Source organism: Marinomonas algicola (genome assembly GCF_014805825.1).
Classification (GTDB): domain Bacteria; phylum Pseudomonadota; class Gammaproteobacteria; order Pseudomonadales; family Marinomonadaceae; genus Marinomonas; species Marinomonas algicola.
Map to the genome: position 1 here is coordinate 3,572,737 of NZ_CP061941.1, position 23,535 is coordinate 3,596,271.

Consider the following 23,535-nt stretch of genomic DNA (forward strand, 5'->3'; position numbering starts at 1 on the left):
GTTAACACTCTTGTTTAATTCGAGACATCATGGTTAGTAACTCTACATGAGACTTAACGTCATGAACCCTAAAAATACAGGCACCTCTTTCAAAAGAAGAAGCATGAACACCTAAAGAGCCAAATAGCCGCTCATCAACCGAACGGCCTAATACGTCACCAATCAAGGTTTTACGCGATGCACCAACCAAGACAGGGAAATTAAGACTCGCCAATTTATGAAGCTGATTCAGCAACATCAAATTGTGGTTTTTTGTCTTTCCAAATCCGATACCCGGATCCAAAATAATGTTATTCGACAGAACACCAGACTCAATGCATTCCGCCGCCCGCCTTTCTAAATACCCAAAAACATCCTCGACAACCGATGCGTAGTTCGGGTTTTCCTGCATGGTATTAGGTGCGCCCTGCATGTGCATCAAACAAACAGGTAACTGAGTCTTTGCTGCCGCTTGAAGTGCGCCCTCTTTAGACAATGCCCTAACATCATTAATCAACCCAGCACCAACCGCTGCGCCTTCTAGGATGACTTGAGATTGGCTAGTATCAATCGATACAACCACATCAAAACGCTGTTTAATCGCCTCTACCACAGGGATGACACGATCAACCTCTTCTAATTCACTCACGGCAGCGGCGCCTGGTCGAGTAGACTCACCACCAACATCGATGAGAGTCGCCCCATCCATAATCATGGATTCAACGTGCTTCAGAGCCGTATCCAAATTTACGTAGAGCCCGCCATCGGAAAATGAATCTGGAGTAACATTTAGAATCCCCATAATATGAGGAAGGGATAAGTCTAACGACTTATCCCCAAAGCGCATTTCTGACATGCAACAACCTAGTTCTTTTTAATTAACGATCCTTTGGAGCATCGTGTTCATTTAGATTCGCCACATTTGGTGACGCACCATTATCCATATTAGTCTCATTAGGCTGAACGTCTTCGCTCTTAGGTTTTTCGTTCACAGATTCCCCTCCGTTACCAGAATCCTTATCTATCGGATCAGACCAACCTTCTGGTGGCGATGGTTTTTTACCTTCCATAATCTCTTTAATCTGCTTAGCATCAATCGTTTCGTACTGCATAAGCGCCTCAGCCATCACATCAAGCTTGGCCCTATTATCAACTAATATTTGAGTCGATTTTGCATAACAACGACTAATAATATCCTGTACTTCAGCGTCAATAATTTTTCCAGTTTCAGGCGAAAAGTAATTTGCCTTACTGCCAGTAGGTGCGGCAACAAAACCACCGCTATTATCATCTTCTTCGTAAGCAAATGGCCCTAACGCTTCAGACAACCCCCATTTCGTCACCATGTTTCTAGCAATACTGGTCGCACGTTCAATATCATTTGACGCGCCGGTTGAAACACCGTCAAAACCGTGAATCATCTCTTCAGCAATACGACCACCGTATAAACTACATACTTGGCTTTCTAATCCACGCTTACTGATACTGTACTTGTCTTCCTCTGGCAAATACATAGTCACCCCTAACGCGCGACCACGTGGAATAATCGTCACTTTATAGACGGGATCATGTTCTGGCATCAGATAACCAATTATAGCGTGACCCGCTTCGTGGTAGGCCGTGTTTAGTTTATCTTCTTCCTTCATCACCATGGTTTTACGCTCAGCGCCCATAAGGATTTTATCCTTGGCAAGCTCAAGCATTTCCATATTTACTACGCGACGATTGGATCTAGCCGCAAACAATGCCGCTTCATTTACTAGGTTCGCTAATTCAGCACCCGAAAAACCAGGCGTACCACGAGCAATATTCTTTGGTTCAACATCATCATCACAAGGCACCTTGCGCAAATGCACTTTCAAAATTTGCTCACGGCCGCGAATATCCGGTAAACCTACTTGAACTTGACGGTCAAAACGGCCTGGACGCAACAAGGCTGGATCCAACACATCTGGGCGGTTAGTTGCCGCAATAACGATGATTCCTTCATTACCCTCAAAACCGTCCATTTCCACCAACAATTGGTTTAGCGTTTGCTCACGCTCGTCATTACCACCACCCATTCCAGAGCCACGATTACGACCCACAGCATCGATCTCATCAATAAAAATAATGCAAGGAGCGTGTTTTTTTGCTTGTTCAAACATGTCTCTCACTCGAGAGGCACCAACACCAACAAACATTTCGACAAAATCTGAGCCAGAAATAGTAAAGAATGGCACTTTTGCCTCACCAGCAATGGCTTTAGCAAGCAAAGTTTTACCCGTACCAGGAGGTCCACACATCAAAATACCGCGAGGAATTTTACCACCCAAACGCTGGAACTTACTTGGCTCACGCAAAAAGTCCACCAATTCTTTGGTATCTTCTTTAGCTTCATCACAACCTGCCACATCAGCAAAGGTTGTTTTAATTTGATCTTCAGGTAGCAAGCGAGCTTTTGATTTGCCAAACGCCATTGGACCACCTTTGCCGCCCCCACCACCTTGCATTTGGCGCATAAAGAACATAAAAATCGCCAAAATAATGAGTATTGGAAAACTGGCTACAAGAAGCTGGGACCAAATACTTTGCTGTTCAGGCATGCGCCCTTCAACAACAACGTTATTACTCAATAAGTCATCCATTATTTTTGGGTCAGCCGCGGCTGGACGAACGGTTTCAAACGTATCACCGCTCGTACGGCTACCGCTAATGGTATAACCATCCACAACCACTTTGGCTATACGACCATCATGAACTTCTTTCACAAACTCAGAATAAGTTATGCGATTCGTATCGGGTGTAGAATTAAAGTTGTTAAACACAGTCAGTAGCACAGCCGCTATAACCAACCACAACAGTATATTTTTAAGCATATCGTTCAAGAGAACACCTCTTAACGGTTAGAATCAAACCCTGATTTACTCAGGGCCACATTAAATTAACCTTTGTATTGCCTTCCTAGTAAGTACACTTCACGACTTCTCGCCCTTGAAGCATCTGGTTTACGAGTAATGACACTAGCAAATTCTGACTTCATCGATTTCAAATAATCATCGAATCCTTCTCCTTGAAAAACCTTTACAAGAAAGTTTCCTCCAGGACGTAATACTATTGTTGCCATTTCAAGCGCCAACTCGACAAGGTACATAGCTTGTGGTTGATCTGATGCAGTATTACCACTCATATTGGGGGCCATATCTGAAATTACAAGATCAGCTTTCATATCTCCTATTTCAGATAGAATCTCTTCGTATACGTCTTGCTCAGTAAAATCCCCCTGTACAAAGCGCACGCCAGGCAAAGGAGCCATTTCCAAAATGTCTGACGCGACAATAGTACCATTATCACCAATTAATTTCGCGGCGACTTGAGACCACCCTCCTGGAGCCGCACCAAGGTCAACGACTTTCATTCCCGGTTTGATCAACTTATCTTTTTCATTAATTTCCAACAACTTGAAACTCGCACGGGAGCGATAGCCATCTTGCTGGGATTTCTTTACATATTGATCGTCGAAATGCTCTTTCATCCAACGTTCACTACTTTTTGATCTTGCCACTATTTCATAATACCTAAATTAGTTTATATTCCGCTATAATATCCCGTAACCTCGAAAGCCTCCAATAAAGAGGATCAACTAATATGAGAAATTTTAACTATGAGTTTAACAAACGTACAAAAAAAGCAATATCGCTTAATTGGCCATGCTCTTAATCCAGTTGTAATGATTGCTGGTAATGGCTTAACAGAAAATGTCTTAACTGAAATCGACCGAGCTTTAGAAGACCACGAACTAATTAAGGTACGTTATAGCATAGCCGACCGAGAAATGCGTGATGAATTGATTGCTGAAACAAGCAAAATCATGAAATGTGAAATTGTTCAAACCATTGGTAAAGTGGCTCTTCTGTATCGAGCGGCGTTAAAAGCCAATCCAAAGCTGTCTAATCTACTAAGATAGTAGATTAAGCTTAGAAATCCCTGAAGACCTTGTTTTCTAAAAACAAGGTTTTTTTATCCGCCTCCCTAAACTCGTTACCTAACCGACCGTTAACCTTGTATCCTCCTATCAAGTAGGCATCGCGTTATGATCTTCATTGACCCCTTGAGCAAACTGCATACCCGAAAAGAGTTAAAACATTCGCTCCGTCACAATAATGGGAAAAATACACAAATAAGCAGAGACAAAGTTGATCTAAGTGACGACGCTAATTATCTTAATGAATTTAGCCTATCATCAGACGGAGTTTACTCTCTCACGGCCGAAATGAGCTGCACAGTACTCATTCTTCAAGCGGCAATTAAGGCTATATGCGGGAAAGAGCTACTGATACGATCCATTCAGGAAATCAACCTACCCTCAAAAGAATGGCAATTAATCGTCCAACCTCCACCTATTGAAAAAAAGAGTACGGAAGCACTCTATTCCGATAAACACCCAGAAAAAGACTCTGACCCATTTAGCTATAAATTGCTGATTCCTGTGCTAAGTAAGGACGATAAACGACATGAGTTTCAATTAGCTTTAGGGTGCAACCGGTTGTTTGCCAAAAAACATGATTGGCCCATTCCGCCAAAAAAAATCACGGCCGACTCCGTCTCTGCCCCATACTCCTCTCATTTTATTGCGCAATTGGCGGCGTCCATAATATTTGAGTTTGACGACGATGGCGAACCGGATCAATTAAAAGAATTACAACCCAATACCTACAGCAACAACAAGCGATCCACTTCAACGAACGAATTTGAAACCGCAGGGCTACGGATTTGGCTGGAGACACAAAACAACATGACATTATATATTTTAGGGGACACTAATTTGGGCGCTATTTTTGTGGACAACATTGCGCCTCAACCGCAAGAGACACACAAAGAAGAAAACACGATAGCAAAGCACACTACTGCTCATCATTTAGATATTGAAGTATAAATTCATTTCTACAGGGGAGTAGATCGTTTTTTTCGACACATAAAAAAACCTTAAAATAAAAATATTTTAAGGTTTATGCTTACATAGAGACTAAGAGAAAGTCTAAATACTGAAACTCGCACCACAACCACACGTAGTGGTCGCATTCGGGTTTTGAACCGTAAAACGAGACCCTTCTAAATTTTCTTTATAGTCCACTTCAGACCCTACCAAATACTGAAAGCTCAACGGATCAACAACCATAATCACACCGTCTTTAGTTACTGTCGTATCATCTTCTTGGAACGCATCATCAAATGTAAAGCCGTATTGAAACCCAGAACAACCACCACCAGTTACATAGACACGCAACATAAGCTTGTCGTTTTCTTCTTCTTCAATTAAAGCCTTGAGTTTTGCCGCCGCAGCAGAGGTAAACTCAAAAGGCTCAGCTGATTGCACATCACTCATTTCTACTACCACAATCGTTACCTAATCCGTTTTACTAGAATAAGCCAATCTTATCCTAGTAATTTAGTCAAGTATAGAGTCTGCAGCCAATATCAGAAATAGATACATCAATTCCTAGTGCTCGCGGGTTGCCCTAAAGCGCACATCAGGCCATTTTTCTTCAGCCATCATTAGATTTACCCGAGTCGGAGCGAGATACGTTAAATGCCCGCCACCATCAATCGCTAAGTTGTCATAACATTTACGTTTAAACTCTTCGAACTTTTTAGGGTCATCGCACTCAACCCAACGAGCCGTATTGACATTAACGGCTTCGTAAATGCATTCGACCTTGTATTCATCCTTCAAACGATAAGACACAACTTCAAACTGCAGTTGACCCACAGCCCCGACAATAAGCTCATTATTGCGTTGTGGCATAAACAGCTGAGTAGACCCTTCTTCAGAAAGTTGCTGCAGACCTTTCTGCAACGCTTTCATCTTTAATGGGTCCGTTAAACGAACACGACGATAAAGCTCCGGCGCAAAATGTGGAATTCCCGTAAACTTTAAATCTTCACCTTCGGTGAAAGTGTCACCTATTTGGATCGTACCGTGATTATGCAATCCAATAATATCACCAGACCACGCCTCATCAACACTGTCTCGGTCTCCTGCTGTAAAAGAAACCGCATCGGTGACTTTTACATCTTTACCTAAACGGTTATGGCGCATTTTCATGCCTTTACGATAAGAACCTGAACAAATTCGCATAAAGGCCACTCGATCTCGATGCTTCGGATCCATATTGGCTTGAATTTTGAAAATGAAACCAGAAAAAGACTCTTCTCTTGACTCAACATGGCGAGTCAAGGTGTCTCGCCCCATTGGGGAAGGAGCCCATTCAACAAAACCGTCTAACATCTCACGGATGCCAAAATTTGATAAGGCGGTACCAAAAAAGACAGGAGTAATACGACCCGCCAAATACTCATCTAGATCAAACTCATGACTGGCACCCCGTACTAACTCGATTTCATCAACAAAATCGTCGTATAAGTCCCCTAAATGTTCACGCGCTTCGTCTGTATCCAGTCCATTAATCTGAATATCATCCGTCAGAGTGTGACCACGACCTCGGACAAAGACATGTATCGTGTCTGTATAAAGGTTATAGACCCCTTTAAAAAAGTCACTCATGCCTATTGGCCATGTAATAGGTGCCGCTTTAATCTTTAATACTTCTTCTACCTCATCCAATAAATCAATAGGATCTCGAATATCTCGGTCCATCTTGTTAATGAAGGTCAGAATTGGCGTATCACGTAAACGACATACATCCATCAATTTGATGGTTCGATCCTCTACACCCTTCGCCCCGTCAATCACCATCAATACCGAGTCTACCGCTGTTAAGGTTCTATAGGTATCTTCCGAAAAGTCTTCGTGTCCGGGTGTATCCAATAAGTTAACAATTCGATCTTTATAAGGAAACTGCATCACAGAAGACGTAATGGAAATTCCCCGCTGCTGTTCCATTGTCATCCAGTCAGATGTCGCGTGCTTATCCCCTTTACGACCTTTTACCGAGCCAGCGGTTTGAATTAACTGACCGAGCAACAACAGTTTTTCGGTAATAGTGGTTTTACCCGCATCAGGGTGAGAAATGATAGCGAAGGTACGTCGTTGTTCGACTTCCTTTAAAAACTCGGCATTAGACATGAATAGGTATCTTCTGTTGATCAGGGTGGCTTCTCAGCGCAACCTTCTAGTATTAAATTTGAATAATGCTATTTTCGCCGATCTTGAGGAGATACACAATCTAAGTCTGAATCAAACAAGCGATTTGTTTTTTTGACGGTAGGACAGAACAAAAAAAACCACTTTCTAAAAAAACGGCGCTAACCTCTAATATAGGTTAACGCCGTTTAAATTTCGACTACATCATCAATGCCTTAAGAATTGAACTACCATTTAAACTGATTTACTTGCTCGGTCAACTGAGAAGACAAAAGCATCAGCTCTTTGCTCGTTTCCATTATTTCTTTAGTGCTTTGCCCTGTTGCATCAGAGATATCACTAATTTCTAATGTTTGCTTACTGATATCTTTTGATGCTTCTGACTGCTGCTGTGTTGCATTGGCAATCTCAACATTCATACTTACAATTTTATTAACGGAATCACTGACAGCATTTAATGAATCCGTCACCTCTAGGTTTTTTGTCACAATGCTTTTCGCCTGCTGAGATCCTTTGTTCATTGATTCTGTGGCTTCTTTTACCTTCACCACCAGAGATTGAATCATGGTTTCAATTTCAACAGTCGAGTTTTGAGTATTCTGAGCTAGAGTTCTGACTTCATCCGCCACTACAGAAAAACCACGCCCTTCATCTCCCGCTCTTGCGGCTTCAATTGCCGCATTCAATGCGAGTAAGTTTGTTTGGTCCGCTATACTTTTAATAACATCTAGAATATTAACTATGTTGGCCGTGCCTTCCTGAACCTCATCAATTAACCGCTTTGACCCTTCTATATTTTCAGACAAGTCGTCCACATAATTAACAGCATCACGCACAGATAAGGAACACTCATCCACCAGTTTTTTAGACACATCAGATGCTTCAGATACAGCGGCCGTATTATTTGAAACGTCCTCGATAGAAGACGACATCTCGATCATAGCCGTAGCAACTTGATCCGTAGCATTATGTTGCCTAATCATATTTTGATTAGTTTGTTCTGTAATAACAGCTAATTTTTCAGATGATAGGTTTTGTTTTATCGCCGACTCTGCAATATGCTCTATCATAGCTTTTAACTTACTAACCATATCTTGCATTGACTGCTGTAGGAGACCCAGTTCATTATGCTGAGTTACTGATATCGATGTTGTCAAATCGCCACTGGCAACGAGTTGAGCCGCTTTCGAAGATTTTACAATAGGTTGGCTGATGCTTTTGGCAATCAAAAGAGCGCACAAGATAATCGCAAGCATAACACCAATTACCAGAACGATAGAGATCTTGATTAATTGATTCGCTGCTGCAAACGCCTCAGACTCATCAATTTCGGCAATAACAGCCCAGCTAAATTCCCCTACTTTTATTGTCGTAAAAGAAGACAACACAGAATTGCCATTGTAATCTGTAATGAGGCGATTATCCGATTCACCTTCAAAAGCCCATTTTACGGCATCAGTATCTACTGCATTCTTGTCAGCAAATGAAGCGATCACAGAGTGATTCTTAGGATCAAGAAAGGAGTCAGAGCGCATTAATTTATCTTCTCCAACTAAGTAGGTTTCACCAGACTCTCCCATACCGTCTCGTTGCTGCATAAGAGCATTTACTTTATCCAAAGGAAACTGTAACGCAACATACCCTATGTGCTCGCCATTCCCAGCAAGCATTTTTGCCATCATAAACCCAGCTGGCTCATTGTTCGATGGCGGATAAGGTGTAAAATCACTTACCACAACCGCCGCAGAGGAGGCTTTTTTTGCTTTCGTAAAAGCCTCCCCCATACTGGTTCCGGCCAATGCGGATGACGGTATGTTTATTCCTAGATCAGACTCTTTCGCTGCCGTAAAAATAATATCCCCATTCAAATTAATAAAGAAAAGGTCATACCAATGATTGATTTTATTTACCTCTATAAAGCGCGTAGCGTGCTTTTTTTCCGCTACTAGCCACCCTTTTCCAGAAAGACCAGATTGAGTAAAAGCGGCATCAAAGTCTAGAAAGCTTTCAAGGGCATATGGATCATTTTGCAAAACCATCAAGCTGGATTTTAAAGAGGAGAGGTAATTAGACAATTCTAATTTTTTGATTTCTCGAATCGATTCCAGTTGATTGTAGGCTTTTTCTTCAAACGCTTTACTGGAAATATTAAGATTGATAAAGGCAAAAACTAACAAAGGAATAAGGGACAGCGCTAAAAAAGCAACAATTAACTTTTGATTTAATTTCGTAAACTAAGGCATCATACGTGCACTCCAGCTTCAAGAGAAATAATAACCACAACATTCATTGGGTTAATTTCAGAAAAATAGTACAAATAAGTAACTGAAACTGCACCACAGAAAACCGGAAAATTACAAAAGGACACAAAAAGGACACAAAAACCCCAAAATAAAATAGGTAATGTATACATAATACAAAAAACAGAATAAATTAACAGGATAACATGCAAGTTTTTAATAAAAAAACAGAGACTGTCTCCGTTTTAATTCAATAAAAGACTATTTTTTTAACGCTTTTTCTCTGCTATTTTAGCACCTCCTCATAAAGGGCACTTTAAGCAAGAAGGAAGAGAGGCATGTTTTGGACTCTTAAGGCACACTTTTAAACGGTAAAACGTGCCTTAAGAAAGGAGAAGGTCTGACTATTTCCAAATCGCTTTATAGTACTCGCGATAGTTATTGTCTGGATCAAACGTATCTTGCTCACCACCGTTGAATTTTATATTTTCTGGAGTAACAAGATAAACTGGGGTAGAAAAACCACTGTCTTTCACACCAGAGAAAGCACGATTCAGCTCATCAATAATTTGCCATCCATGGAGATTTAAAGGCTCAGGTACCGTTCCGGTTTGATTAAAGTTAGTACGAATACGCGCATACGCTGATTGACTGCCATCTCCGGCGGATAGATTGCGCGGTAGCTGCTCCATTGGTAAGCCAGAAGAGTTCAAAGACGAACCAATATAATCAAAATACAAGTCGTTAATCCCTAACGAATGCGTCCATTTGCCTTGATTACGTTGCAATAAAGAGGTTGTTAACTGCGGCATACGAGTAGAGGTATCCGAAAGCGGCGTGTCTTCTACTGAAATTAATGTGCAGCCAGCGCATTTTTCAATGAGTTTAGCCATGGCATCGGATTTGGCAATCGCGACTTCATAGGCTGAATCCGTAAAAATGACCACCCCTGCTTTACCATCTGATTCAGCAATGGCTGCTAACGCCGCTATTTCTGCAACGTCATCAGCATCGGTTGTAATGTTAGTAAACATATTTTTCTCTGGGATTGGCCCTGGCTTAGGAGCAGAATGCCAGCCGACAATCTTAATACCCAAAGAGGTTGCGGTCTCTAACGCGGCGGATTGTTCTTTAACATCAAATCCACCTAAAACGATACCATCTGGTTTCAGTGCCATGGCTTGATTAAATACGGACGTACGACCAGAAACGGTTCCTTGTCCATCTAAAACGCGCACATTCCAACCAATAAACGCCGCCGCTTCTTCAACACCATTACTTACACCCAATACCCCGCCATTTCTCATGTCCGATGCTAAAAAAACCACGGTTTTATTTGTAACCGCTTTAGGCCCAGTAGTTGGACCATCCCATTCACTGTTATGAATGGTTGCCGCTTTTACTTTTGCTTTAGCCATAGCGACAAAGTCATCGGCCTCAGAAGCATAACTAGACGCCGCCATTAAAACAGACAGAGAAATCGCACTGTATTTCAGAACCGACATATACTTTTTCATCACAACCTCATGTATTTTTTATCATTTTAAAACAGATGAATTTCACCCTTACGCTTAGGTATTTTAAGCGGTGCTAACTATCCTCTTGTTTGAGGAGCCTTTTTATTTTACCGCCTCTACGTTGCGCATATCCGGCAATACCAATTGATATCAATAAGGTTGCACCATTAAATAAAGGCTCAATATAAAAAGCCCCTCCGAGCTGCTGAATACCAGAGATCCCAACCGCTAAAATTGCTACCCCAATAATGGTGCCCAACACATTAACTCGACCGGGGCGAATGGTAGTCGACCCAAGAAATGCACCCACTAAGGCAGGCAATAAAAACTCTAAACCAACGTTAGCTTGCCCAATACGCAACTTAGCGGCCAAAATAACACCGGCTAATGCCGTCAATAGTCCAGAGGTAATAAAGGCGCCAATAACGTATTTACGTGATGGAATACCATTGAGATCAGCCGCTCTAGGGTTCGCACCTATCGCATACAAACAACGCCCTAAAGGCAACCTTTCAGTAACAACCCAAAGTAAAACAGCAATTCCTAGCACATAAAAGGCCGGGGCGGGCAAACCAAAAATAAATGAATTTGAAATAGCATAAAAATCCGCTTCAAGAGATCCAATTACCTGACGACCACCAGTATACCAAAGCGCTACAGAATAAATGACAGTACCCGTACCAAGGGTTGCTATAAAAGAATCAATTTTGGCCATTTCAACCAGCAGCCCATTTAAAAGCCCGAATACCATGCCACAAATCAAAACCACACAAACCGCCATTTGCCAACTCATGCCAAACTTTGTTTGCAGACTAATAGCCAGAATATGCCAAAGCACAATGCCATAACCAACCGTTAGGTCTATTTTACCCGTCAACATAGGCACCATTGCCGCTAATGCTAAAATTGCAATAATGGATTTGTCACTTAGAATGGATCTCAAATTCAATAAAGTTGGAAATGTTTCCGGCAGCAATACGGAAAAAAACACAATTAACAACAGAGTTAATATTGGCAAACCATACACAGGGAGAAAACGGCCAATATGCGATAAGAGGCCACTTTTTAACTGCGATTTATCATTATAATCAGGCTCTAGTGCCGTCGATTTAATTGAAGTACTCATTCTATGCTCTCTATTAATTATTTTTTTTACCATGTCGCCAATAAGAAATGAAAACGCATGGTTAGCGACCATCAGCCGAAGCGGCTTTCAACATATTGGCAAACGTAATTTCATCAGACGTCAGTTCTTTGTGAATCTTCCCTTTACTAAAGACATAACAGCGATTACAAATTTTCTCTACTTCCTCAAAATCCGTTGAAACGATAATGACTGTGAGTCCTTTTCGCACAGCTTCTTTCAATAAATCATAAATTTCAGACTTTGCTCCAACATCGACACCTGCTGTTGGCTCGTCCAGTATTAATATTTTTTTGTTTAAATTTAACCAACGAGCCACAATCACTTTTTGTTGATTGCCACCACTGAGATTCTCAACGGCTTGTTGAGGATCATTTGGGCGCACATCAAATCGTTCAATCAGATCCATTGAGTACGATTTTTCCTTTTGGAGAGCATTCATAGAAAAAAAAGACGCTAGACCTAAAAGAGGATTAAGGAAGAGGTTTTCTTGAACTGACATAGACATCGCCAAGTTTTCAGATCGCTCTCCAGCGACATAACCAATCCCGGCCTTAATCGCATCGAGTGGCGACTCTAATGACAATGTTTCGCCTTCGAGGAGCAATTCTCCAGCGAAAGCAGGGTAATCACCGAAAAGCGTTTTTCCAACTTCACCTTGACCGCCACCACGCAAGCCGATTAAACCAAGAATTTCCCCTTTTTTAACGTTAAAAGAAATTGGGCCAATATGGCCCGCTTCAAATTGTGTGGCTTGTAGAATTATGGGCGCCGTTTGATTAACCTGTAGACGCTTAAATGCTTTCTGTTCTGCGCCGACAATCATTTCTACTAACTCTTTCTCCTGCACTCCCTGAGTATCACACTTCTCTACCAGAAAACCGTCTCTCATAATAACCATGCTATCAGAAATCTCCATGACTTCGTCGAGCCGATGAGATACATAAATCATTCCGACGCCTTGTTTTCGAAGGTCTCTAATAACTTCAAATAAACGCGCTACATCAGAGGCAGGGAGGCTGGCCGTAGGCTCATCTAAAACGAGTATTTTGGCCTTACAATAAACGGCTCTAGCAATGGCTATCAAAGATTGCTCAGAGCGAGATAAACGGAAAACACGAGTACGTGGATCAATGTCTGCCTTGACCATCGCTAAAGCGTCGGCCGCTCTTGCATTTGTTGCCTTCCAGTCAATTAAACCGACTCTTTTACAATACCCCATAGACAGTGCCATATTTTCCGCAACGGTCATCCAATCCACGAGCCCTAAATCTTGGTGAATAAAGGCGATTTCGTGATTCTGACGCGCTTTCTTGCTAAGAGAATCGCCTTGATAACGAATTCCCCCTGAATCTTCTTGATAAACGCCTGCCAATATTTTGATTAACGTCGATTTTCCTGCACCATTTTCACCTAAAAGTGCCACCACAGAATGCGAGCCTACATTAAAGGAAACGTCATTCACGGCAATGGTATTACCAAATTTCTTAGTAATATTACGAAACTGTAGTAATGTTTCGTCTGACTCTATCGGCTCACTTTTGATCGCCATAGAAAACCCCAATAATATTATGTTGATGAGTTCAAAATATAGATAACTTACTAAAGCACCGGCTTATTAGTGAAGAAGTACTTTTCAGGTCGGCCAGTGCTGATCAATACTCAATACCGCCAACTTGATTCTCAGTATCAACATACCTTTATATGTTGGGGATTTCACTGAAAGCGTCACAGCATTCAGCTTGCTCCAGTTCATACACCTGAATAGTTCATTCCATAAAAATAGCGGCGCCTTGCCGCTATCGACCCAATCGATTGCAACGAAGCGTTAAACAACGCTCATTTCGATCATGACTAAGTGAATAAAACTAAGTTACGCCATATGATACCCTAACCCTATAGCGGGATAGTACCTAACCTGAGCGTTATCATTCTATTAACACGCTCTTACGTATGTTTATACTGTTTGGTTTATCTGTATATAAAAATTAATTAATATTTGTGTTTCTGACTTATTTTAGTAAACCAGAAAAATAGTATTAATCTTCTAGAAGTATCAAGGAATGACCATGTGATTACATCACATTCAAGTGTGATATTAGATACGAAAAAGCCCATCTTTCAGCTCAAACTGCAAGATGGGCTTTTTCACCTAAAAGGCGAAATTAACCTGCGGGATGTTTAGACAAGTCCATTGAGTCTTCACCCATTTCTTTCCACTTACGCAGTTCTTCTTCACTGGCCTTTGGAGAGAATAAACCAAACTGAGCATATAAGATGCCCAACACAGGAGAGATCCAGCAAGCAAAAGCTAGAGGAATGTACATTAAGTTTTCAATATTCCCTTCAGCAATTCCTAGCCCTAATGCACTGATAACAAAAGCGCCACCCGCATTCCATGGGATTAATGGTGAAATCAGTGTTCCACCTTCTTCAATGGCACGCGAAAGGTTCAGCGTTGAATATTTCATACCACGATAAACGGGCGCATACATACGACCAGGCAAGGCAATAGATAAGTACGGATCGCCTGCCACTAGGTTTGTCGAAATAGAAGTACAAACCGCGGCGGTTTGGACACCTTTGAAACTTTTAACCTTAGACATAATTGACGCAATGATTGTTTCTAAACAACCCGTTCTTTCGAGTGCGCCACCAAAACCGAGGGCAATTAGTACAAGTGAAATAGTCCACATCATAGACTGAATACCACCACGATTTAGCAGACTGTCAATTTCAGATACACCAGTACTGATTGAGTAACCACTGTTCGCATACGTTAGTACATCATGCACACCGCTGCCTTGAGTGATCATAGCGGTTACACCACCAGCAATGACGCCGGCAAATAGTGAAGGAATTGGTGGCATACGTTTAACAGCGAGAAGAATAACCAATAACGCTGGCAATAATAACCAAGCCGATATTGTAAAATTATCTTGTAGTGTTGTTGTTATTGTATTGATTTTAGAAAATGAAACATCGTCACTGGCAATGAAACTAAAGCCAGCAAGAAGATACACAACAAACGCGATCAACATAGAAGGGACCGTTGTCGGTAACATATTCTTGATATGGGAGAAAACATCCGTACCCGTTACCGCAGGCGCTAAGTTAGTGGTATCAGACAAAGGCGAAATTTTATCACCGAAAAAGGCACCCGATACAACCGCTCCAGCCGTCCAATACATCGGAATATCGAAACCGGCGCCAATTCCCATCAAGGCTAAACCTACCGTACCAACCGTACCCCAAGATGTTCCAAGAGATAAAGAAACCACCGCACACAATACCATAGCCGCGGCTAAAAATATTTCAGGAGAGAGTATGGTTAGACCATAATAAATTAAGGTAGGAACGGTACCACTTGCAATCCAGACACCAACAATCATACCCACACAAATTAATACGGAGACAGATGGTAATGAGATATGAATAACGTGGAAAATACCCTCTTCAATGTCTTTCCACTTAAAACCTAACTTGATACCAACAAGAGACGTAATGGCCAAACCAATGGCTAGAGGAACATGTGGAGTGAAATCTCCGAAATAAAAAATTTGTACGCCTAATACAAATAATGTGAGTACAACTGGGACCAATGCCAAGGTTAGGCTTGGTCTACTGGTCTCGCTTATTCTCTTCGTTTCTGTCATTTTTTTTCCTTAGATGATGGCTCTTAAAAAGCATGACGGCAACGATCGTCATATTAAGAGATTCGCTCATTTATTAAATGAAATTGGTAAAACAACCCCATGTATTATCACAAACACCGAATACCTAGGCTGTTTTAGCAATACGCTTAATTCACCTTTATAGTTCTAACAGGATGCACCGAAGAGGTCTCAAACAGGTCGTAATAGATTGTATAAACATTGTGAATACTTAGAACGCGCCACAAAATGAGCGCAAAGAAAGGAAGGTACAAACAAAAAAAGGCAAAACAGAAAAGAGATGCTGCCCTGCCATTAAAACAAAGATCGCCCGATTTTAACGGGGTTATCCTCAGTGGTAACGCAATAACAGCCGTGCTTTCAGTAAATTTCAAAAAAAAGTAACTCGCTACAAAAATAAAGGCGCTCGTTAATGATTTTTAACACTCTGCGCCTGCTCGAAAGAATTGATTAATTTTTAACGATTGCTTATAAAATAGGCTCTGGTTAGACTCAGTGATAAATAAAAACAACATTTCATTTACAAGATAGTTACAACATTAATAAACTGTTGCCAATCTGATTGAAAGCAGCGGTTATGTTTTCTATATTTACTTGCTATAGTCGAATTGCCTACAAAACTCATACATAAGAAAATAAAGGTTACATGCAAGAGCTTACCTTAGATGCCAAAATACTCGTTGTAGATGACTCTATCATTACAAGAGAAACACTCGTTAGCTACTTTGAACAGGAGGGCTATCAAGTCACCGCTGTTGAAACGGCTGAAGAGGCAGAGAAGATATTACAACACAAGCAATTTGACCTTATTCTACTTGACATACGACTTCCTGGAAAAGATGGCTTAACCCTCACAAGAGAGCTACGGACTCAGTCTGAAATTGGCATTATCCTTGTTACCGGTAAGCAGGACGATATTGACCGTATTATTGGTTTGGAATGTGGCGCTGATGAATACGTTGTAAAACCCTTCAACCCACGTGAAATACTGGCTCGTTGCAAAAACTTAATTCGGCGTGTTAAGAAAATTCGTAAGAATAGTAAAAATGTGGCGCAACCAATATTACGTGATGTTGGAACTTGGCAATTAGATAACGCACGTCGCGCTTTACAGCAAGAAAACACAGACTCCATACAACTTACCGAAGGTGAATTTCAATTACTTTCTACCTTTATTGACCATGCAGAATCGCCGCTAACCCGAGATCAGTTAATGAACAGGTTGAAAAATCGAGCCTGGAATGCAACGGACAGAAGCATTGATGTTCTTGTTGGTCGAATTAGACGAAAATTGGCGCAAGACCCGCACTGTCCAAACCTGATCATTACCGTTCATGGTATCGGCTACCTGTACTCACCTAACAATACTGAGCGTTTTGTCGAGTGAATGTCTCCATTTCAGCTAAACACCTTTTAATCGGTCTACTACTAATAGGTTCTTTTTGCTCTTATACACATGCGAATGAACGGCCTACTATTACGGTTTGTGGTAGTCCAGCCTACCCCCCTATCTCTTGGATAGAGGAAGGTCATATTATTGGTTTAGCTCCCATGTTAGTCGAGAGCATGATCACGTCATTAGGCTACCCAATCAATACTGAGCAAGACAGTAACTGGAGTCGTTGTTTAAAAGAAGTCGAGCTTGGTAATATTGATATGGTTGTCGCCGCCTATCAAACAGAACGACGCAAAGAGTTTATGCAGTATCTAGCCGAGCCCATTGTCATCGAGCCCATTACGCTCTATTACAATAAGAAGAACCCAATTCCATCCGTTCAATGGGAAGACTTAAAAGGGCTCAAAGTAGGCATCCTTTTTAGCGACAGTTTTGGAGACATTGTCGATCAAAAAATACGCGAATATTTACGCATTGAATTTGTCTCTACAGGCGTTCAAAACATTCAAAAACTCGCCATACAACGCATTGATCTTATGCCTTTAGGGGCCATTGGAGGCGTTTTACAAGTTAAGAAATTAGGCTTTGAAAATGAAATTACAAGCTTACCCACACCCATTGTCTCTGATTATTGGCATGTTGGCATCTCAAAACGATCCCCTTTGATAAAGCACGTAGATCAACTGAATAACGCATTGATAGCCCTGAAGAAAGCGCAGGCTGTCGAGCTCGGCATCGATAAATTCACCAAACGTTATATTAATAGTGACCTCAGCCGTAAACCTACCGAGACGGCACCTTAACCTGGGGGTTCACCTATGAAAATCAAGCTATCTACTTTATGCAACTTTTCACTTTTTGGTATAAGGCACTCTCACCCCCTAGCCGCTCGAATTTTACTTACTCTACTTTTGTTTAGCACTCTACTGGCTATCTTTTTAACGTCGATACAGGTTTACAGTGATTATCGTAAAGAAACGGCCAATTTAACCCGCCAAACCGATTACATAGCCTCTTCACATTTAGATGGCATTCGCAAAAGTTTATGGGATCTAAATCATGAACAAATTAAACTACAGCTAAAAGGCATACTCAACTTTTCAAATGTCGAAACCGTCTCTTTGCATTCCAACCACTGGGACGCAGACATTGTTGTTGGTAACACGAAAGTATTAGAAAAAGAAAATTCTTCCGGTACCGTATTCCCTATTTATTATCCGAATAGAGGACAGCAGGACAGATTACTAGGGCAACTGACGGTTTATTATGACTTACAAGCAATCAAAACAGGGCTATTTCACAAAGCCATTCAGATTGGGTTATATCAAGTATTGATGGTCCTCATTACGGGATTAATGTTACTGGTCATTGTGCACTTGATGGTAACTCGCCACCTTGAATTTATGGCGCTTTATACTCGTCAGGTCAGTACAGGAAACTTAACAAAACCTTTGGAGTTGCCTTTTAGAAAATCTAACAGCAGTACCCCACCTGACGAAATTGATGAAGTGGTTTACTCCATAAATCAAATGAGACAAGCTATTTTGGAAGACATTTCCCACAGAGATAAGATCCAAGAAGAATTACGCTATCACCGTGACCAATTGCAAAAACGCATTCAAAAACGTACTCAAAGCCTGCAAAACGCCAAAGAAAAAGCCGAAATGGCGAACCAAGCCAAGAGTCAATTTCTCGCTACCATGAGTCATGAAATCAAAACGCCGTTAAACGGTATTTTAGGGATGGTTGAATTATTAAGTAGGGATACAAAACTGACTCAAGACCACCTCAAAAAACTCGATTCAATATACCAATCTGGCGAAGCCCTACTTTCTATATTAAACGGGCTATTAGATTACGCCCGCTTAGAAGAAAAATCGTATTCACCTGAAATCAGCCTGTTTTCAGTGAAGAATGTCGTACAATCAAGTTGCTTACTCTTCTCAGCCAAAGCGGAACAACAAGGTAGCGTAATTCATTATGATCTAGACGAAAAACTTGCCTATAACTATTTAGGAAGTGACAGTTCACTTCGTCAAATTCTCGCCAATCTTATCTCAAACGCCATTAAATTTACCCAAGATGGTCTTATTACCATTACGGTCAAAGTCGATAAACAGCGGGCTGAAGAGAGCATCGAACACATTTATATTGAAGTAAAAGATACTGGTATTGGCATTGCTGAGTCTTATTTAGAAAGAGTGTTTGAGCGTTTTAGTCAAGCCGATGATAGCATTACCCGAGTATATGGTGGCACCGGCCTAGGCTTGGCTATCACCAAAGGCTTAGTTGAAGCTATGAAAGGCAAAATTGGCGTTAGAAACAATGAAGATAAAGGCTGCTTATTCTGGTTTAACATCCCTTTGCAACCAAAAGAAAAAACCGCCGTAGATAACCAAAAGGAAGATTCGTTAAGTAGCCAATCGAGATTGGCCTCTCGCCCATTAAACATTTTAATCGTTGAAGATACGCCTATAAACGTGGAAATAATGATGGAGCTGATGACAACGGACGGCCATAACGTAGATCTGGCCGAAGACGGTCAAGTCGCGATCACGATGGGAGAAAATAAGCGTTACGACCTTATTTTATTGGATATACATTTACCAAAATTTAGTGGTTATGACGTGGCTAATCATATAAAAAACACACCTTCAATAAACAAAGAAACGCCAATAGTGGCATTGACCGCCAATGTAAATTCAAATAGTCTAAAAAAATGTTTGTCCGCAGGCATGTCTGCCGTCGTTCCTAAACCCTTTAATATGGCGCTTTTCTATCAAGTGATTGAAAAACACGTTTTCCAACAAGAAGACAATGAGTGCTTGTCTTTTCCTATTAAAGACAAGCAACTTTCTTTAATAGATGACCCACTGTTGCAGTCACACAAAACCGCTCTTGGAGCACAACGACTCACTAGACTGATTAATTTATTTAAAGAAAACAGCCTATTGTCTATTGCGCAACTGCAGACTGAATTGGCTAATCAAGACAGTTACGAAATTGGGGAAGAAGCCCACCGTTTCGCCAGCAATGCCGAGTCTATTGGCGCTATTATAGTGGCCGAAAAACTCAGAGAGATTGAATTGGCCTGCGAATCCAATCAAGCCATACCGGAAGTAGCGTCATTAATTGTCGATCTTTTGGAAGTGCACCGAGTAACACTTGATAAATTAGAGGATTACACGAACTAATTAACGCTTTAAAGCTAAGCCTGACCAACGTTCCCAGCGAGATCGCTTTACTTATCCATTTTACAGACGATCGCGTTTTTCATTTAGTCAATAATGCTAATGACACTTCATTTACCTTTTATTATTTTACGAGACACTGTATGCGTTTATTTTTTCACGCACTTTTTTTATTGTCGCTGCTTTCAGTACCTACCCTATTCTCATTACCTATCTATGCATTTGAAAAAGAAGACATCATTATCGTCTCTGGTGACCGTAATTACCCACCCTACGAGTTTATAAATGAAGATGGAGAACCGGATGGGTATAACACCGAACTAACACGGGCTATTGCTGAAGTAATGAGCATGGAGGTGGTTATTAAATTGGGGGACTGGAATCAAAAGCGTTTAAAGCTAGAAGACGGAACGGTGGATGTATTACAAGGTATCGCTCAGTCAAAACAACGCAGCAAAACGTACCAGTTCTCACCACCCCATGCCATCATTCACCAATCTATTTTCACCCGTAAAGGTAATCCTAAAATCACTCAATTTTCGGATCTAAAAGGAAAAGAAATTATTGTTCAAAAAAGCGGGGTTGCTCATGATTATTTACGGCAAGAGGGCGCCACCTCTCCCCTTATTTTGGTTGATACCCATGCGGCCGCCTTACGTTTATTAGCTTCAGGCAAGCACGATTACGCTATTGTGGCTAATTTACCCGGCATGTATGTAGGCCGAGAATTGGCGCTGTCAAACATCATCCCTGTCGGTAAGCCTTTTGGGGCCCAGCATTATGGGTATGCTGTCTTAAAAGGTAATGACGAGTTACTTGCACAGTTTAGCGAGGGTTTGGCCATACTTATTAATACAGGGCGCCAGCAAGCCATCTATGACAAGTGGTTAGGCCCTTTAGAAAACGCTGGCACATTGTGGAAAACCATAGGGCAAATCACGGCCGTTATTTCCATTTTATTATGTGTCATTCTTGGTGGCATCGTGATTTGGAATAGAATGCTGACCCAACAAGTTAACCGCCGAACTGAAGAATTAAAACTGCAACAACAGCAACTTGTACAAGCAGACAAAATGACCTCTCTTGGCATATTAGTCGCAGGAGTGGCTCATGAAATAAACAACCCAATCAGTTTGTTATTACTCAATTTGCCCGTCATAAAAGAGACCTACCAAGACATCGAAGAAATACTAGAAGAACATTATCAAGTTCATGGAGAATTCTATGTGGGTGGTCTGGAATACAGCCGTATGCGTGAAGAGTTACCTTTAATGCTAGATGATATGCAAGCAGGCACGTCCAGAGTGCGACGCATCGTAGATGATTTAAGGGATTTTTCTCGGCACGAGCCAGGTCGTCAGGATGATGCGGTAGATCTAAACAACGTTGTTTCCACCGCGGTTAGATTAGTGGACAATATCATTAAAAAACACAGTGATTGTGTTGAGATTGATTACGCCAGTGACCTCCCAACCTTTAAGGGGAATGCGCAACGCATAGAGCAAGTTATTATCAATTTAATTGTCAATGCTTGCCAAGCACTAGCGAATAAAAATAAAGGCATTAGTATAAAAACGTCTTATAATCAAAAAGATGAACTGCTGCAATTCATTATTATTGACAGTGGATGCGGCATAGAGCTCGATAACTTATCACGCCTAAGTGACCCTTTTTTCACAACTCGACGAGAACAAGGTGGAACAGGGCTGGGGCTATCAGTATCAGCACGAATAGTTGAGGAACACAAAGGTCGTTTAACTTATCAATCTTCTTTGGGCATAGGCACTCAAGCCACACTGTCTCTTCCTGTTACTAAGGCAACCAATGAACGCTAATCGCAACCCAAGCTTCGGCATTTTATTAATTGATGATGAACCCCCCTTTTTACGTAGTTTAAGTATTGCATTAGAGCGTGGTGCCGGCTTTAACCATATTTATCGCTGCGAAGACAGTCGCGACGCCATGGAGATCATTGAACAAGAACCAATTGGTCTGGTCTTGTTGGATTTAACTATGCCACACCTTTCCGGAGAGGAATTGCTGCAGAAAATTGTCCAAGAGCACCCAGAAGTGGGTGTTATTATTGTCAGCGGATTAAATCAATTAGAAACTGCCGTCCAATGCATTCGCCTCGGTGCCTACGATTATTTTGTCAAAACAACAGAAGAAGATCGTTTAATTAAAGGCATTTGTCGCGCGGTACATATGCAGGAAATGCGACAAGAAAATCAGGAAATGCGCAAACGCTTTTTATCCGATACCTTGGAGCGACCAGACGTTTTTGCGAATATTATTACGCAAAATAAGGGCATGCGTTCCGTTTTCCAATATCTTGAATCCGTATCAAATAGCAGCCAACCCGTGTTAATTTGTGGTGAAAGCGGCGTTGGTAAAGAACAAATAGCTCAAGCTATTCATACATTAAGTAATCGTTCAGGTAATCTTATTAGTGTTAATGTGGCGGGCTTAGATGATAATGTCTTTGCCGATACGTTATTTGGTCACAGTAAAGGCGCCTTTACTGGTGCCGATAAAGCCAGATCTGGCATGATTGAACAAGCCACCAATGGCACACTATTTTTAGATGAGATTGGCGACCTCAGCCTTACGTCACAAGTCAAACTGTTAAGACTCTTGCAAGAAGGAGAATACTACCCTTTAGGCAGCGATCGCCCAAAACGAATACGCGCTCGCGTTATTGTGGCAACGCATCAAAATCTAGAAAAAAAACTTAAAACAGGCGAATTTCGAAAAGACCTCTATTACCGTTTACGTATCCACCAAGTTGAGATTCCTTCTCTACGACACCGAAAAGATGATATCCCTTTACTGCTTGAGTATTTCTTAACGGAGGCTTCTGCTGAATTGGGAAAAAATAAACCCACCATTCCTAAGGAGCTCGTTCCCCTACTAGCCAACTATTCTTTTCCTGGAAACATAAGAGAATTAAAAGCGCTGGCCTACGATGCCATAAGTCAACACCAATCGAAGATTTTGTCCATGGAGGTATTCCGTCGTGTTATCGACCCAAGTAAACAAATTGACATTGCTGACGCCGATAAAACCACGTTGTTTAAAAGTGACCAACCACTTCCGACGTTGCAAGAAGTCGGCGATTTATTAATCGAAGCGGCGATGGACAGAGCCCAAGGAAATCAATCTCTCGCTTCTCGTTTATTAGGTATATCTCAACCCGCTCTTAGCAAACGGCTAAAAAAGAAGCTAAACGAACCCCTATAACTTTTGGCACGTCATAACTATAGTAATAGTTACTTATCTTATTGAAAAATAACTACTTTAAATTAATTGC

17 protein-coding genes are annotated in these 23,535 nt (G+C 41.3%); 7 read left to right on the plus strand and 10 right to left on the minus strand.

Going from position 1 to position 23,535, the window contains the following annotated elements:
• Position 1: 1 nt before the first annotated feature.
• The 3 genes from folP to rlmE are packed head-to-tail and all read right to left on the minus strand — an operon-like array spanning position 2 to position 3,523.
• On the minus strand, positions 2–835 hold the full coding sequence (gene folP / locus IEZ33_RS16340; RefSeq protein WP_191601078.1) for a dihydropteroate synthase: 834 nt from the start codon (positions 833–835) through the stop codon (positions 2–4).
• Between the two features lie 22 nt (positions 836–857).
• A complete protein-coding gene (gene ftsH, locus IEZ33_RS16345; RefSeq protein ID WP_420844865.1) occupies positions 858–2,846 on the minus strand; it encodes an ATP-dependent zinc metalloprotease FtsH in 1,989 nt (662 codons plus the stop codon).
• 56 nt (positions 2,847–2,902) lie between these two features.
• Positions 2,903–3,523 (minus strand): 23S rRNA (uridine(2552)-2'-O)-methyltransferase RlmE, encoded by a 621-nt coding sequence (gene rlmE / locus IEZ33_RS16350; protein WP_191601080.1) that lies wholly within the window; start codon positions 3,521–3,523, stop codon positions 2,903–2,905.
• A 99-nt stretch (positions 3,524–3,622) separates the two neighbouring features.
• On the opposite strand from rlmE, the gene IEZ33_RS16355 reads away from it, so the two are divergent.
• Both IEZ33_RS16355 and IEZ33_RS16360 read left to right on the plus strand, forming a co-directional pair.
• Positions 3,623–3,925, plus strand: coding sequence for a YhbY family RNA-binding protein (locus IEZ33_RS16355; RefSeq protein WP_191601081.1), 303 nt, complete (start codon positions 3,623–3,625; stop codon positions 3,923–3,925).
• 126 nt (positions 3,926–4,051) lie between these two features.
• Positions 4,052–4,894 (plus strand): hypothetical protein, encoded by an 843-nt coding sequence (locus IEZ33_RS16360; RefSeq protein WP_191601082.1) that lies wholly within the window; start codon positions 4,052–4,054, stop codon positions 4,892–4,894.
• 102 nt (positions 4,895–4,996) lie between these two features.
• Here the strand turns inward: IEZ33_RS16360 and erpA are convergent, their stop codons facing one another.
• The 7 genes from erpA to nhaC all read right to left on the minus strand — a co-directional run bounded on the left by erpA (position 4,997) and on the right by nhaC (position 15,620).
• Positions 4,997–5,344: an iron-sulfur cluster insertion protein ErpA gene (erpA, locus tag IEZ33_RS16365; RefSeq protein ID WP_191601083.1), complete on the minus strand. Its 348-nt coding sequence runs from the start codon at positions 5,342–5,344 to the stop codon at positions 4,997–4,999.
• Between the two features lie 114 nt (positions 5,345–5,458).
• A complete protein-coding gene (locus IEZ33_RS16370) occupies positions 5,459–7,045 on the minus strand; it encodes a peptide chain release factor 3 (RefSeq protein ID WP_191601084.1) in 1,587 nt (528 codons plus the stop codon).
• Between the two features lie 245 nt (positions 7,046–7,290).
• Positions 7,291–9,240, minus strand: coding sequence for a methyl-accepting chemotaxis protein (locus IEZ33_RS16375; protein ID WP_206696868.1), 1,950 nt, complete (start codon positions 9,238–9,240; stop codon positions 7,291–7,293).
• Between the two features lie 467 nt (positions 9,241–9,707).
• Entirely contained in the window at positions 9,708–10,820 is a 1,113-nt protein-coding gene (locus tag IEZ33_RS16380; protein ID WP_191601085.1) for a substrate-binding domain-containing protein, read from the minus strand.
• A 73-nt stretch (positions 10,821–10,893) separates the two neighbouring features.
• Positions 10,894–11,946: an ABC transporter permease gene (locus IEZ33_RS16385; protein WP_191601086.1), complete on the minus strand. Its 1,053-nt coding sequence runs from the start codon at positions 11,944–11,946 to the stop codon at positions 10,894–10,896.
• Between the two features lie 61 nt (positions 11,947–12,007).
• Positions 12,008–13,516 carry a sugar ABC transporter ATP-binding protein gene (locus IEZ33_RS16390; protein WP_191601087.1) on the minus strand — a complete coding sequence of 503 codons (1,509 nt, stop codon included), beginning with the start codon at positions 13,514–13,516 and terminating at the stop codon, positions 12,008–12,010.
• A gap of 613 nt (positions 13,517–14,129) precedes the next feature.
• Positions 14,130–15,620: a Na+/H+ antiporter NhaC gene (gene nhaC, locus IEZ33_RS16395; protein ID WP_191601088.1), complete on the minus strand. Its 1,491-nt coding sequence runs from the start codon at positions 15,618–15,620 to the stop codon at positions 14,130–14,132.
• 664 nt (positions 15,621–16,284) lie between these two features.
• Here nhaC and IEZ33_RS16400 point away from each other — a divergent pair.
• The 5 genes from IEZ33_RS16400 to IEZ33_RS16420 all read left to right on the plus strand — a co-directional run bounded on the left by IEZ33_RS16400 (position 16,285) and on the right by IEZ33_RS16420 (position 23,465).
• A complete protein-coding gene (locus IEZ33_RS16400) occupies positions 16,285–17,025 on the plus strand; it encodes a response regulator (protein WP_191601089.1) in 741 nt (246 codons plus the stop codon).
• Positions 17,022–17,837 (plus strand): substrate-binding periplasmic protein, encoded by an 816-nt coding sequence (locus tag IEZ33_RS16405; RefSeq protein ID WP_191601090.1) that lies wholly within the window; start codon positions 17,022–17,024, stop codon positions 17,835–17,837. The genes IEZ33_RS16400 and IEZ33_RS16405 overlap by 4 nt, the downstream gene beginning before the upstream one ends.
• Positions 17,838–17,852: 15 nt before the next feature.
• Entirely contained in the window at positions 17,853–20,228 is a 2,376-nt protein-coding gene (locus IEZ33_RS16410) for an ATP-binding protein (RefSeq protein WP_191601091.1), read from the plus strand.
• 140 nt (positions 20,229–20,368) lie between these two features.
• Positions 20,369–22,060, plus strand: coding sequence for a transporter substrate-binding domain-containing protein (locus IEZ33_RS16415; RefSeq protein WP_191601092.1), 1,692 nt, complete (start codon positions 20,369–20,371; stop codon positions 22,058–22,060).
• The gene (locus IEZ33_RS16420; RefSeq protein WP_191601093.1) at positions 22,050–23,465 is read left to right on the plus strand and encodes a sigma-54-dependent transcriptional regulator; all 1,416 of its coding nucleotides are present in this window, start codon (positions 22,050–22,052) and stop codon (positions 23,463–23,465) included. Before IEZ33_RS16415 ends, IEZ33_RS16420 begins: the two co-directional genes overlap by 11 nt.
• Positions 23,466–23,535: the final 70 nt, after the last annotated feature.